The organism is Klebsiella sp. X1-16S-Nf21, from assembly GCF_002837615.1.
In the GTDB taxonomy this organism is placed as follows: domain Bacteria; phylum Pseudomonadota; class Gammaproteobacteria; order Enterobacterales; family Enterobacteriaceae; genus Klebsiella; species Klebsiella variicola.
Map to the genome: position 1 here is coordinate 37,437 of NZ_PJDK01000007.1, position 14,245 is coordinate 51,681.

The window sequence follows — 14,245 nt, forward strand, 5'->3', positions numbered from 1 at the left end:
TATGCTCAGTCTGCAAAATATCAGTAAACGTTTCGACGGTAAACCGGCGCTCAGCGCCCTGTCGCTGGATATTCACGAAGGCGAATTCGTGGTGCTGGTCGGCCCGTCGGGCTGCGGGAAAAGCACCCTGCTGCGCCTGCTCGCCGGCCTGGAGCCGGTCAGCGAAGGCCAAATCTGGCTGCATGATGAGAACATCACCGCCACCACGCCGCGCGAGCGCAACTTCGCGATGATCTTCCAGAACTATGCCCTGTTTCCGCATCTGTCGGTGCGCGACAACATCACCTTCGGCATGAAGGTGCGCAAGGAAGAGAAAAGCAGCTGGCAGCCGCGGGTGGATAAGGTGGCGCAGATGCTGCAGCTGGAGGCGCTGCTCGACCGCAAACCGGCGAAGCTCTCCGGCGGCCAGCGCCAGCGGGTGGCGATGGCCAGGGCGATTGTGCGCAATCCGCGGCTGTTCCTGATGGACGAGCCGCTCTCCAACCTCGACGCCCGCCTGCGCAGCGAAGTGCGCGACAGCATTATGGCCCTCCATCAGCAGCTGAAAACCAGCACCATCTATGTGACCCACGACCAGACCGAGGCGATGTCGATGGCCGACCGCATCGTGGTGATGAACGGTGGCCACGTACAGCAGGTCGGGCGCCCGGAGTATCTGTACGCCAACCCGGCCAACCTGTTCGTCGCCGGGTTTATCGGTTCGCCGGCGATGAACCTGCTGTCGCTGCCCTGCGCCAACGGTGAAGTACTGTTGGGAGAACAGCGCTATCCGCTGCCGCCGCGCCACCGGGATCAGACCCGCGTCTGGCTGGGCGTTCGCCCGGAACATATTACCGACCGCGTGGAGGAGGGCCATCTGCGCCTGCCGGCCACCGTTCTGCAACGAGAACTGATGGGGGCCGATTACCTGCTCCACGTCAGCACCCCGATCGGCACCCTGCGCTTTAGCCGCCGCCACCGCGGCACGGTGCCGGAGAAAGGCGAGTCGCTACTGGTCGGCTTCTCGCCTGCCGATGTGCATCTTTTTCATGCTGAGACCCAGCATAATTTACTGATGGAGTGTAATCATGTTTAAACCTCTTACGGTGGTCGCGGTTGGCCTCAGTCTTGCCCTGAGCGGCGCGGCGCTGGCGAAAGAGAAAATAGACTTCATGTTCCCGGCGCCGGTGGACGGCAAGCTGACCATGGAGATGACCCGCGTCATTAAGCAATTCAACGACTCGCAGCAGGATGTCGAAGTGCGCGGCATCTTCACCGGCAACTACGACACCACCAAGATCAAAGCCGAATCGGCGCAGAAGGCCGGCCAGCCGCCGGCGCTGGTGATCATGTCCGCCAACTTCACCACCGATCTGGCGCTGAAGGATGAGATCCTGCCGATGGACGAGCTGTTTAAATATGGCGATCAAAAGGCTGGCGATTTTCTGCAAAAGGAATTCTGGCCCGCGATGCATAAGAACGCCCAGGTGATGGGCACCACCTATGCGATCCCGTTCCATAACTCGACGCCGATCCTCTACTACAACAAGACGATGTTCGATCAGGCCGGGATCAAACAGCCGCCGCAGACCTGGGCCGAGCTGCTGGGCGATGCCAAAAAGCTGACCGACGAAAGCAAAGGCCAGTGGGGGATCATGCTGCCGTCGACCAACGACGACTACGGCGGCTGGATCTTCTCGGCACTGGTGCGCGCCAACGGCGGGAAATATTTTAACGAAGACTATCCGGGCGAGGTCTATTACAACTCGCCGACCGCCATCGGCGCCCTGCGCTTCTGGCAGGATCTGATTTACAAGGACAAGGTGATGCCGTCCGGGGTGCTGAACTCGAAGCAGATCAGCGCCGCGTTCTTCTCCGGTAAGCTCGGGATGGCGATGCTCAGCACTGGCGCGCTGGGCTTTATGCGCGAGAACAGCAAAGACTTTGAGCTTGGGGTGGCGATGCTGCCAGCCAAAGAGCAGCGCGCGGTGCCGATCGGCGGCGCCAGCCTGGTGAGCTTTAAAGGCATCAACGAGGCGCAGAAGAAAGCGGCGTATCAGTTCCTGACCTATCTGGTGAGCCCCGAGGTGAACGGCGCGTGGAGCCGCTTCACCGGCTACTTCTCGCCGCGCAAGGCGTCATACGATATGCCGGAGATGAAGGCCTATCTGCAGCAGGATCCGCGGGCGGCGATCGCGCTTGAGCAGCTGAAGTACGCCCATCCGTGGTACTCCACCTGGGAGACCGTGGCGGTGCGTAAGGCGATGGAGAACCAGCTGGCGGCGGTGGTCAATGATGCCAAAGTGACGCCGGAAGCGGCGGTGCAGACGGCGCAGAAGGAAGCCGACGCGCTGATGAAACCTTATGTGGATAAGACCGCGCTGGCGGAAGTGAAGTGACGCTTTACCCGTCATCGTCACCCTCACCCTGGCCCTCTCCCTGAGGGAGAGGGGACGGTACAGCGCCGTGGTTAAGCCCTGAATCCGGGAGAGGGAACTGTCCGGCGCCGTGGTTGAGCCCTGAATCAGGGAGAGGGGACGGTACGGCGCCGTGGTTAAGCCCTGAGTCCGGTTGAGGAAGGAAAAAAAGCAGGCCATACCCGGTATGGCCTGAAAATGTCACAACGATTAGATCCCTGCCGTTTCGCGGATATATTTGCGCGCTTTGACGGCGTATTCGAAAGGATTGGCCAGAGCAGGATCCTGCTCGGCTTCCACCACCATCCAGCCTTTATAGCCAAAGTCGTCCAGCAGCTTGAACACCGGACGGAAATCGATCACCCCGTCGCCCGGGACGGTGAAGGTGCCTTTTTTCACGCCGTCGAGGAACGACAGGCCGTCGCGGCGCACCTGGTCGATCACTGGCGGACGGACGTCTTTCAGGTGAACGTGGTTGATGCGCGGCAGATACTTTTTGAGGATCGCCAGCATCGGCGCTTCGCCGCCTTCGGAATACCAGGCATGGCCGGTATCGAACAGCAGGAAGACGCGCTCGTCCACCAGCGACATAAATTTGTCGATTTCCGCGGTGGTCTGAATGCCGGTGCCCATGTGGTGGTGCAGACAGACCTGCATCCCCTTCTCCGCCGCCAGGCGGCCGAGGGTGTTATAGCCTTCCGCTACCCGCTGCCACTCTTCGTCGCTGAAGCACGGCTTCGCATCGCCGAGGATCGGTTTATCCAGCCCCTGGATGCTGCCGCTCTGCTCGGAGCAGCCAATCACTTTCGCCCCCATCGCATGAAGGAAGTTCATGTGATTGACGAATTCATCAATGGTTTTTTCCCGCTGGCCGTTGGCGAAAAAGGTGCTGAACCAGGCGTTGCAGATCTGAATGCCGCGGATATCCAGCATCGGCTTGAGGACCGCCGGGTCGCGCGGATATTTGCTGCCGACTTCGCTGCCGGTAAAGCCGGCCAGCGCCATTTCGCTGACGATCTGCTGGAAAGTGTTTTCGCTGCCGAGCTCCGGCATATCATCGTTAGTCCAGCCGATCGGGGCGATAGCCAGTTTGACGTTATCTTTGTTCATAGTAGGGCTCCTGCCGCTGCGCCTTACCGGCGCAGCAATTCACGTTCAATAAGTTCACGGGTTTCCACTGCCTGGTATTTCATTTTTTCCGGGTAGCCAAACAGCGAGGTGGCGACAATCGGCTCCCCGCCGACCTTGAAGGTCTGCTCGGCGAATTTCATTTCGCGCAGGGTGCGGAACAGCGCGTCGAAATCCACATCCCCTTCCCCGACGCCTACGTGCTGATGCACCACGGCATCCACGCCCGGCGGGTTAACGATATAGCGGCAATGTTTCGTATGGTTGCGGGTATCCGCAATCAGGACATGGGAGAGATCGCTCCCGGCATAGCGCAGCATGCTCGCCACGTCGCCGACGCCTTTGTCGTAGAAAAAGGTGTGCGGCACGCTGTAGACGTACTTCACGTTATCGCTGCGGAACGACTTCACAATATCGACGGTTTCATTGTTCTCTTCGCAGAAATCCCAGGGATGCGCCTGGATCTCCACGCGGATGCCTTCCCGCTCAAAAATTGGCAACAGCTCTTCCATTGAGCGATAGAACATTTCATCGCAGATTTCGGGCTGATTCGGATCGCCGGAGAACTCGGTGTTGATCACCTGAACGCCCATCTCCACCGCAATTTCCACCAGCCGTTTCCAGTTTTTCACCGCCGCCTGACGGCGCAGTTCGTCCGGGCCAGACCAGCGGTAGACGCAGATAAACGACGACAGCTCAAGGCCGGTATCGCGCAGCGCCTGCTTGTACTCCGCCATGATCTCCCGGCTGGCGCGCGGGTGCTTGTAGAACGGGTTAATCTGCGGGTGCGGCGACTGTTCAATGTACTTGTAGCCCCACTCCGCTACCTGATGGACCATGCGGGTGATCCCGAGGTCCTTAATCACATCCACATCAAAGGCAATTTTCATCGTCGTTACCTGTGCAAAGAAGTTCCGTCAGCAAAACATCCTTAACGTTTGTAGAATGCCGGGCACTCGGGCAGCGTCACTTCAACAGGCTCGCTGGTTCCCTGCGCTTTAATGCAGGCATCCGCCGCCACCGACGCCGCGTAGCCGTCCCAGGCCGACGGGCCGTGCAGCTGGCCGGCTTTGACGTCGTTGATAAAGGCCTGCAGCTCGACGTCGTAGGCTTTGATAAAGCGGTCTTTCCAGTCGGTCAGAATGGCAGTCGACAGGCTGGCGGACTTACGCATCTGGACGGCCGACGGCTCCGGCAGACGGGCAATCCCGGTCTCGCCAACCACTTCGCACTGGATGTCATACCCGTACTGGCAGTTCACGAACACTTCGACGTCGATCAGGGTGCCTTTTTTGGTTTCAAAGGAGACGATCTGCGGATCTTTCAGGCGCGCATGGGTGTGCGAGGTGGAGCGCGGGAAGCGCACCTGTACGGAACGGTAGTCATCGTTCAGCAGCCAGCGCAGTACGTCCAGCTCGTGGATCAGGGTGTTGGTGATCGCCATATCGGTGGTGTAGTTCTCGCCGACTGACTGGTTGCGGTGGGCGCAGCGCAGCATCAGCGGCGCGCCGATATCGCCATCGTCGATCACTTTTTTCAGCGCCAGATAGCCTTCGTCGTACGGGCGCATAAAGCCAACCTGCACCAGACGACGGCCGGCCTTCATTTCGGCATCGACGATGCGACGGCAGCCTTCCGCAGACATCGCCAGCGGTTTTTCGCAGAACACCGGCTTACCAGCGGCAATGGCGGCCAGGGTGTACTCTTCGTGGGTCGGGTCCCAGGAGGTGACCAGGATGGCATCGACATCGCTGGCGTTAATCACGTCGTGGCCGTCGGCGTAGACTTCCGCCTGCACGCCCGGCAGCGCGACCGCCGCACGGGCGTTGTCGGCATTGATATCAGACACCGCCACAACAGTGGCGCCCTGCAGAACCTGGGTGCAGCGACGGATGTGTTCTTTACCGATAGCGCCAGCGCCGATGACACCTAATTTGAGTGACATAATGGTTTTCTCCGTAAGTCTGTAGGATTCAGGGTAGAGGTTCGTTTTAGTAATCACGCGCCTGGGCGCGCTTTTCATTAATCATTTGCGCCACCTTGCGGATCCGCTCAGAGAGCGCCGTCTGGGCGACCCCGACGTTCCACCAGCTGCCATATTTGTGCACCATGGTCTTCGGCAGCACTTTAATATCAATCAGGGTGCTGACCGTTTCGCGACGGGCGGCGTCCAGCGCGTGGCGCAGTTCGTCCAGGGTGGTGACGCGCCAGGTTTTGCAGCCGTAGCCGGCGGCGATGGTGGCGAAGTCCACCGGCACCAGGCCGCCCTGCAGCTGGCCGGTTTCCGGCTGGCGGTAGCGGAACTCGGTGCCGAAGCTGTCCATCCCGTGCTCCATCTGCAGGTTGTTGATGCAGCCGTTGGCCATGTTGTCGAACAGCACGACGTTGATCTTCGCCCGCTCCTGCAGGGAGGTGACCAGCTCAGAGTGCAGCATCATGAAGGAGCCATCGCCGACCAGGGAGTAGACTTCGCTCTGCGGCTGCGCCAGCTTCACGCCCAGCGCGGCGTTGACTTCGTATCCCATGCAGGAGTAGCCGTACTCCACGTGGTAGGTGTTTTCCGCGCGGTTGCGCCAGACGCGCTGCAGATCGCCTGGCAGGCTGCCCGCCGCCGCGACGATCACCGCCTCGGCCGGCAGCGTTTCATTCAGTACCCCAAGGACGCTGCTCTGGGTCAGGGTGGAGTCGGTGATCTGGCGGAACTCGCGATACACCGATTCACGATCGAGGTGATCGTCGATCTCCGGCACAAAGGATTTTTCCTGCCACACCGCCTGGTAGACGCGCTGGGTCTCTTTTAACTGACGGCTCTGCACGCTCTCGATCTGCGCGCCCCAGCCGGCCTGCCAGCCGCTGTCCGCCAGCGCCGCGTCGAGGGCGGTCATCGCTTCCCGGGCGTCCGCCAGCATGGCAATGCCGTCCAGCTTCCAGGCGTCGAAGTTGCTGACGTTAATATTCAGGAAACGCACCTCCGGGTGCTGGAAAATCCATTTCGAGGCGGTGGTAAAATCGCTGAAACGGGTGCCGACGCCGATCACCAGGTCGGCCTCTTTCGCCAGCAGGTTCGCCGCCAGACAGCCCGTCTCGCCGACGCCGCCGACGTTCAGGGGGTGAGACGAGACCACCGTCCCCTTCCCGGCCTGGGTTTCGGCGAAGGGCACCCCGTAGCGCTCGGCGAAACGGGACAGCGCTTCGCCCGCGCCGGAGTATTTCACCCCGCCGCCGCAAACGATCAGCGGTTTACGGCTTGCTTTGATGGCCGCGACGGCGTCCGCCAGCTGCGCGGCGCTGGCCGGGCGGCGGTCGAGACGGTGCACGCGGCGCGCAAAGAAGGATTCCGGGTAGTCCCAGGCTTCGCCCTGCACATCCTGCGGCAGGCACAGCGTCACCGCGCCGGTTTCCGCCGGGTCGGTCAGGACGCGCATGGCGTTGATGCAGGCGCTCATCAGCTGTTCCGGGCGGGTAATACGGTCCCAGTATTTGCTGACTGCGCGGAAAGCGTCATTGGTGCTGATGCTGAGATCGTAGCTCTGTTCAATCTGCTGGAGCACCGGGTCCGGCTGGCGGGTGGCGAAGACATCGCCCGGCAGCAACAGCAGCGGAATGCGGTTGGCGCTGGCGGTGCCGGCGGCGGTGATCATGTTGGCCGCTCCCGGACCGATGGAGGAGGTGCAGGCGATAATCTGCCGGCGCAGGGCCTGGCGGGCAAAACCGGTGGCCGCGTGGGCCATCCCCTGCTCGTTACGCCCCTGATAGACGCGCATATCGCCGCTGTCCTGCTCCAGCGCCTGCCCCAGCCCCAGGACGTTGCCATGGCCGAAAATCGCGAAAATGCCTTTCACGAATTTCAGCTCTACGCCATCCACTTCCAGGTACTGGTTATCGAGGAACTTCACCAGCGCCTGCGCCGTTGTCAGTCTCAGTTTGCCCATGATGCACAATCCTTATTGTTCAGTATTTGTGTGTGGCGTCGCGCCGATGCCGCCGGGGCCGTCGTTCACGTCACTGGAATACCTGTGGATTATAGGCAAACATTTTTTTCATTAAATACAAATACAGAAGAAATATTTCATTTTGCGAGAGGGATCAAACTCTCTACCCATTTCATACGTTTCACTTACATTCCAGACACGTTTTCGGACCCTTTTTTGCCGCGCCACACGACAATATCCCCTTAAAAATCATAGGTAAAGAAACAGCTTCCGGCGTTTCACTTTCCCCTGGGGCGACAGAGGGGCCGATCCACGCTCGCGCGAGGCTCAGTGCGGCAGAGTGGTAGATCCCTCACACTTTTGGTTTTTTAATTTCGAACGAGTTTGCAAATGAAATATTTATTTCTCAAACTAAGGGTAACCAATAACCCTCAGGCTGTTCACGGAGTCGACGTCGGGATCCCGACCCTTCCAGGCAGCAGACACCAAAAAGGAAATCCTAGCTATGAATGCAGCAGTAAAGCGGCTCGACGTCATCTGTATAGGTCGGGTGGCCGTCGACCTCTATGCCCAGCAGATCGGTTCGCGGCTAGAAGACGTTGCCAGTTTCGCGAAATATCTGGGCGGCTCCTCCGGCAACGTGGCCTTTGGCACCGCGATTCAGGGGCTGAAATCGGCCATGCTGGCGCGCGTTGGCGATGAACACAACGGCCGTTTCCTGCGTGAAACGCTCAACCGCGCCGGGGTGGATACCGAGTATCTGATCACCGACAAATCCCGCCTGACCGCGCTGGTGATGCTGGGGATTAAGGATCAGGAGACCTTCCCTCTGATTTTCTACCGTGATAACTGCGCCGATATGGCCTTAACGCCTGACGACATCAGCGAGGAGTATATTGCCTCCTCCCGGGCGCTGGCGGTGACTGGCACCCACCTGTCGCACGCCAACACTCGCGCCGCGGTGCTGAAGGCGCTGGAATACGCTCGCCGTCACGGCCTGCGTACCGCGCTGGATATCGATTACCGTCCGGTGCTGTGGGGGCTCACCTCGCTCGGCGATGGCGAAACCCGTTTCATTGAGTCCGGGCCGGTCACCAGCCAGCTGCAGGAAGTGCTGCATCTGTTCGATTTGGTGGTGGGAACCGAAGAAGAGTTTCATATTGCCGGGGGCAGCACCGATACCCTGACCGCGCTGAAAAATGTGCGCAATGCCACCAAAGCCACCCTCGTGTGTAAGCGCGGGCCGATGGGCTGCGTAGTGCTGGAAGGCGACATCCCGGACAGCTGGGACCAGGTGCCGCTGCAGCAGGGCGTGCGCGTGGAGGTTCTCAACGTGCTGGGCGCCGGGGATGCCTTTATGTCGGGTCTGCTGCGCGGCTGGCTCAACGACGAAGGCTGGGAGCAGGCTTGCCGTTACGCCAACGCCTGCGGGGCGCTGGTGGTCTCCCGCCACGGCTGCGCGCCAGCGATGCCCACCAAAGTCGAACTCGATGACTACCTGCTGCGCGCCGAATCGGTGCCGCGCCCGGACGTCGACGAGCGCCTCAACCACCTGCACCGGGTCACCAGCCGCCGTCAGCAGTGGCCGGAGCTGTGCATTTTCGCCTTCGACCATCGCAAACAGCTGGCCGACCTGGCACGGGAGACCGGGCGCGATGAAGCCTGCATTCCGCAGCTCAAGCTGTTGTTGTTAGCCGCGGCCGAAGCGGCGGCGCAGGAGGCGGGTCTCGATCAGCGCAGCGGCATTCTGGCCGACGGCACCTATGGCCAGCGTGCGCTGAACGCCATTACCGGCAAGGGCTGGTGGATCGGCCGCCCCATCGAGCTGCCCAGCTCGCGACCGCTGCGTCTGGAGCATGGCAACATCGGCTCGCAGCTGATCGACTGGCCGCTGGAGCATGTCGTCAAATGCCTGGTCTTCTATCATCCTGCCGACCCGGCGGCGCTGCGTGCAGAGCAGGACGCCCTGCTGCTCGAGGTGTGGCAGGCCTGTAACAAGTCAGGCCATGAGCTGCTGCTGGAGGTGATCCTGCCGGAAAATGGCCCGGACAAAGACGAGCGCCATTACCACACCATGCTGGAACACTTCTATCAGCTGGGGATCAAGCCGGACTGGTGGAAGCTGCCGCCGCTCTCCAGCGCCAGCTGGCAGCAGATCACCGCCCTTATCGAGCGCGAAGATCCGTGGAGCCGCGGGATCCTGATCCTCGGCCTCGACGCGCCTTCCGACAAACTGCGCGCCGGTTTCGCCGAGGCGGCCGCACACCCGATGATCAAAGGTTTCGCCGTTGGGCGCACCATCTTTGGCCTGCCGTCGCGGCGCTGGATGCAGGGTGAGCTCAGCGATGAGGCCCTGATAGAGGAAGTGAAACGCAACTACCTGACGCTTATTGGCTACTGGCGCGAAGCCCGCCGCTGATCCCCCGACGCCCGTCTCCGTCACCTTGCGGAGCGGGCGTTTTTCTGTTTCTTCGTGAAATGAATCGCGTATTTCGTCGCAATAAATGAAAAATTCGCTTCATTTGGTACACTGGAAGCCATATTCCTTCCATTTTCTCAGAGCGCACTCTATGGCCAATAACCCAACACAGCTGACCATCCTGCAGGATGAAATCAGGCGTCGCTACGATACATTAAGCAAACGCCTGAAACAGGTCGCCCGCTATATCCTTGATAACAGCAATAGCGTGGCTTTCGATACCGTGGCCTCCATTGCGCAACAGGCGGATGTTCCCCCTTCCACGTTGATTCGTTTTGCCAACGCCTTCGGCTTCAGCGGCTTTAACGAAATGAAACAGATGTTCAAGCAACATTTGATGGAAGAGACCGCCAACTATACCGAGCGCGCCCGTCTGTTCCGTCAGACCACCAGCGATGAGTCCAGCCCGCCGGAAACGCCGACGGAAATCCTCAATATGTTCACGATGGTGAACAACCAGGCGCTGCAGCAGCTGGCGATGCAGACCTCCAGCGATGAGCTGGAGCGCGCGGTGGCCCTGCTGGGCGAAGCGGAAAATATCTACGTCATTGGCCTGCGCCGGTCGTTCAGCGTCGCCTCCTATCTGACCTATGCGCTGCGCCACCTCGATCGCAAAGCCTTTCTGATCGACGGCCTCGGCGGCATGTTCACCGAGCAGTTGAGTCTGGTCGGCCCGAAAGACGTGGTGGTGGCGGTGAGCTTCTCGCCGTACGCGCGGGAAGTGGTCGAGCTGGTGGAGCTGGGCGCGCAGCGCAAAGCGCGGCAGATCGCGATCACCGACAGTCAGGTCAGCCCGCTGGCGGCCTTCAGCGACGTCTGCTTTGTGGTGCGTGAAGCGCAGGTGGATGGCTTCCGCTCGCAGGTTGCCTCCCTGTGTCTGGCCCAGACGCTGGCGGTTTCGCTGGCGCTGAACAGCAGCCAGGAGTCCGAGGCCAAGCAGAAGGCGTGAGATAGGTTGCCTGGCGTTTGTTACTCGGCGGCGCAGTATAGGCTTACGGGAGGATCCCGTAGGCCGGATAAGGCATTTATGCCGCCATCCGGCACAGCCACGGGTACGGTGCCTGACTGCCCGGCGGCGCTGTTGCTTGCCAGGCCTGGAGTATAGGGGCTTACGCGAGATCTCGTAGGCCGGATAAGGCATTTATGCCGCCATCCGGCACAGCCACGGGTACGGTGCCTGACTGCCCGGCGGCGCTGCGCTTGCCGGGCCTAAGGTATATGCGCCTGCGGGGTGCCGGGGATAATGTTATTAGTATGCAACTTTATTAATCCGGGAAAAGCGTTTGTCGCATGTGATTTCAGCGCACATTGCGCTCCCGATTAATCTTCTACGTTATGTCCCTCATGGCGCAGGGAGCGCACAGGGGGCGGCCAGTCGCCGCCGCCCCCTGTACCCCCGGGCTCCGGCCAGCAAAATCGCCACTGCGTGGTACCTTCGACTTATCCCTGCAGGCTTCGGGTCGGGCCGAGGCAGCATCCCTGCAAAACACGGCCCTCAGCCCGCATCCATGCGGGCTGCCCCGGCCTTCCGGGAACGTCTCAGCGATTTTGAGGCCGTCAGCACCGGCAGTTTCAGCAAGAATGGTGAATAAATTAACGGCAGGTCACACGAACCGTAGGCCGGATAAGCGTAGCGCCATCCGGCACAAAGGCGGGTATGGCGCCGGAGCTTGCGGGGTCGGGGAGTGGGATTCCGCGGAGCGTTTCGCTAACAAACACCCGCCGCCCTCAAACAAGAAGGCCGGTTAGCATCGCTAACCGGCCTTTTTTATCCGCTTCTGCAAAGCGCGTCAGTCGTGGCGCGGGTACTCCGGCGTGTTGATCCAGGCGTGGTCATCTTCCCAGGTGAACAACCATTTCCGATCCGGCCCGGCCATCACGTTCAGATAGTAGCTGTCGTAACCGGCAATCGCCGCCACCGGGTGGTAACCACGCGGCACCATCACCACATCGTGGTTGTAGGGCGCCATACAGGCGTCCAGGCTACGGTCGTCGGTGTAGACCCGCTGGAAGGCAAAGCCCTGCGGCGGATCGAAGCGGTGATAGTAAGTCTCTTCCAGCTGCGTCTCTTTGCCCGGCAGGGCGGTATCATGCTTATGCGATGGCCACGAACTGGTGGCCCCCTCGTCGGTGTACACTTCCACCACCAGCAGGCAGTCCGCCTCGGCGCTGTCCGGCAGAATATTATGCACCCGGCGCTGGTTGCGCCCTTTCCCGCGATGCTCTACGCCGACGTCTTCCGGCCGAATGAGTCGTGCCGGGAAGCGGCCTTTGCCCGGCGCGCTGCATACCGCCAGCTCCAGATCGGAATCGGCGGTTACCTCGACTTTATCCTGCGGCGGGACGTAGACCGACCACGGCGGGGTGCGTTCAAACGGCGACATCCGTTTACCGAGATTCGGGAAATCGGCATGCTGCGTTTTCACCGACGCCAGCCCGGCGACCAGCACCAGGCACAGCTCGCGATCGCCGCTCTCCAGCGTCACGGTCTGCCCTTTTTTCAACATCCAGACATCAAAGCCGATATAGCGCCAACCGGCGCTTTGCGGCGTAATATGCTGGATCTGTCCCTCTTTTCGCGATTTAGCCAGTAACGACATGGCGCTCTCCTTCGCCGATTAACCTAATGTCGGCATGCTGAATTCAGATACGGTCTGCTGCCCTGCCGGCCAGCGTACGGTGGCGGTCTTCATGCGCGTGTAGAAGCGCACGCCGTCCGGCCCGTGGACGTTCAACGCGCCAAACACCGAGCGCTTCCAGCCGCCGAAGCTGTGGAACGCCATCGGCACCGGGACCGGCACGTTCACCCCAACCATCCCCGCCTGCACGTCGTGGACAAATTCACGCGCGGTGTGGCCGTTGCTGGTGAAAACGGCGCTGCCGTTGCCAAACTCGTGGCTGTTGACCAGCTCCAGGGCGCTGTCATAGTCCGCCGCGCGCACAATTCCCAGCACCGGGCCAAAGATCTCTTCGCGCCAGATGGTCATCTCCGGGGTGACGTGATCGAACAGGGTGCCGCCGACATAATAGCCCGCGTCGTAACCCGGCACGCGCAGTTTGCGGCCATCGACCACCAGTTTTGCCCCTTCGCTTTCGCCTTTATCAATATAGCCGAGCACTTTTTTCTGGTGGGTATCAGACACCACCGGTCCCATCTCGTTCTCTTCCTGACCACGCATGCAGCCCGGGCCTACTTTCAGCGCTTCCACCAGCGGTTTGAGGCGGGCGATCAGTTTGTCGGCGGTTTCATCTCCCACCGCCACCACCACCGGCAGCGCCATGCAGCGCTCGCCTGCGGAGCCAAAAGCGCCGCCCATAATGGCGTTAACGGTGGCGTCGAGATCGGCATCCGGCATCACAATCGCGTGGTTCTTGGCGGCGCCGAAGGCCTGTACGCGCTTGCCGTGGGCGCTGGCGGTCTTGTAGATATACTCCGCCACGCCGGAGGAGCCGACGAAGCTCACCGCCGCAATACGCGGGTCAGTGTACAGCTGCTCAGCATCTTCATTGCTGCAGTGAACGACGTTAAACACGCCGTCCGGCAGACCGGCCTCTTTCAGCAGCTCTGCCAGCCGCACGGCGGCCGTCGGCGCCAGCGCCGGCGGCTTGAGGACGAAACTGTTGCCGCAGGCCAGCGCCAGCGGGAACATCCACATCGGCACCATCGCCGGGAAGTTGAACGGGGTGATCCCGGCCACTACGCCCAGGGGCTGCATCAGCGAATAGCTGTCGACGCCGGTGCCGACGTCAGAGGAGTATTCGCCTTTAATCAGGTGCGGGATCCCGCAGGCGAATTCGACCACTTCCATGCCGCGGGTCAGCTCGCCCAGCGCATCCGACCACACTTTGCCGTGCTCGCTGACGATGATCCCCGCCAGCTCTTCCACGTGCTGCTCCAGCAACATTTTGAAGTTGAACAGCACGCGGGCGCGGCGCAGCGGCGTGGTACGGGACCAGCTGTCAAACGCATCGCGAGCAACCTGAATCGCCTCGGAGACTTCCTGCGCGGTTGACACCGTGACTTCGCGCACCGCTTTGCCCGTCGCCGGGTCATACACCGGCATCGTTTCGTTGCTGCTGCTGATAACGGTTTTCCCGCCAATAAAGTTTCCTGTGATCGTCATGTTCTCGCCTCATAGTGAAGGGGGCCAGCGCACACCGGCCCGTCGCTGATTCTGCTGTGCTATAACCGTAGTAAAATGAAATTTATATTTCAACATTGTCGTGAAATGAAATTTCATTTTGGTGATAACAGTCGCATTTTGCGCCGACGGATTGCCTGTGCGCTTCCCGCATCGCGCCTCGTTGTC

The 14,245-nt window shown here is 60.8% G+C and carries 10 protein-coding genes; 4 read left to right on the forward strand and 6 right to left on the reverse strand.

Features of this window, described 5'->3' with window-relative positions:
* The first annotated feature begins 1 nt into the window (after position 1).
* Together CW267_RS05380 and CW267_RS05385 are read left to right on the forward strand one after the other, a co-directional pair.
* On the forward strand, positions 2-1,075 hold the full coding sequence (locus CW267_RS05380) for an ABC transporter ATP-binding protein (RefSeq protein WP_038422041.1): 1,074 nt from the start codon (positions 2-4) through the stop codon (positions 1,073-1,075).
* Positions 1,068-2,378, forward strand: coding sequence for an ABC transporter substrate-binding protein (locus CW267_RS05385; protein ID WP_100781448.1), 1,311 nt, complete (start codon positions 1,068-1,070; stop codon positions 2,376-2,378). The genes CW267_RS05380 and CW267_RS05385 overlap by 8 nt, the downstream gene beginning before the upstream one ends.
* Positions 2,379-2,606: 228 nt before the next feature.
* Here the strand turns inward: CW267_RS05385 and iolE are convergent, their stop codons facing one another.
* The 4 genes from iolE to iolD are packed head-to-tail and all read right to left on the reverse strand — an operon-like array spanning position 2,607 to position 7,456.
* Positions 2,607-3,506 carry a myo-inosose-2 dehydratase gene (gene iolE, locus CW267_RS05390; protein ID WP_002886970.1) on the reverse strand — a complete coding sequence of 300 codons (900 nt, stop codon included), beginning with the start codon at positions 3,504-3,506 and terminating at the stop codon, positions 2,607-2,609.
* 23 nt (positions 3,507-3,529) lie between these two features.
* Complete coding sequence (locus tag CW267_RS05395; RefSeq protein WP_004152193.1) at positions 3,530-4,414, reverse strand: sugar phosphate isomerase/epimerase family protein; 885 nt, start codon at positions 4,412-4,414, stop codon at positions 3,530-3,532.
* 41 nt (positions 4,415-4,455) lie between these two features.
* On the reverse strand, positions 4,456-5,469 hold the full coding sequence (locus CW267_RS05400; RefSeq protein WP_004152192.1) for a Gfo/Idh/MocA family protein: 1,014 nt from the start codon (positions 5,467-5,469) through the stop codon (positions 4,456-4,458).
* Between the two features lie 46 nt (positions 5,470-5,515).
* A complete protein-coding gene (gene iolD / locus CW267_RS05405) occupies positions 5,516-7,456 on the reverse strand; it encodes a 3D-(3,5/4)-trihydroxycyclohexane-1,2-dione acylhydrolase (decyclizing) (RefSeq protein WP_004152191.1) in 1,941 nt (646 codons plus the stop codon).
* A 505-nt stretch (positions 7,457-7,961) separates the two neighbouring features.
* Here iolD and CW267_RS05410 point away from each other — a divergent pair.
* Both CW267_RS05410 and CW267_RS05415 read left to right on the forward strand, forming a co-directional pair.
* Positions 7,962-9,875 (forward strand): bifunctional 5-dehydro-2-deoxygluconokinase/5-dehydro-2-deoxyphosphogluconate aldolase, encoded by a 1,914-nt coding sequence (locus CW267_RS05410; RefSeq protein ID WP_023323533.1) that lies wholly within the window; start codon positions 7,962-7,964, stop codon positions 9,873-9,875.
* Between the two features lie 151 nt (positions 9,876-10,026).
* Positions 10,027-10,884: a MurR/RpiR family transcriptional regulator gene (locus CW267_RS05415; RefSeq protein ID WP_004206536.1), complete on the forward strand. Its 858-nt coding sequence runs from the start codon at positions 10,027-10,029 to the stop codon at positions 10,882-10,884.
* A gap of 841 nt (positions 10,885-11,725) precedes the next feature.
* Here the strand turns inward: CW267_RS05415 and iolB are convergent.
* The gene (gene iolB / locus CW267_RS05425; protein WP_022065407.1) at positions 11,726-12,535 is read right to left on the reverse strand and encodes a 5-deoxy-glucuronate isomerase; all 810 of its coding nucleotides are present in this window, start codon (positions 12,533-12,535) and stop codon (positions 11,726-11,728) included.
* 18 nt (positions 12,536-12,553) lie between these two features.
* Complete coding sequence (locus CW267_RS05430; protein WP_004146794.1) at positions 12,554-14,059, reverse strand: CoA-acylating methylmalonate-semialdehyde dehydrogenase; 1,506 nt, start codon at positions 14,057-14,059, stop codon at positions 12,554-12,556.
* Positions 14,060-14,245 lie beyond the last annotated feature (186 nt).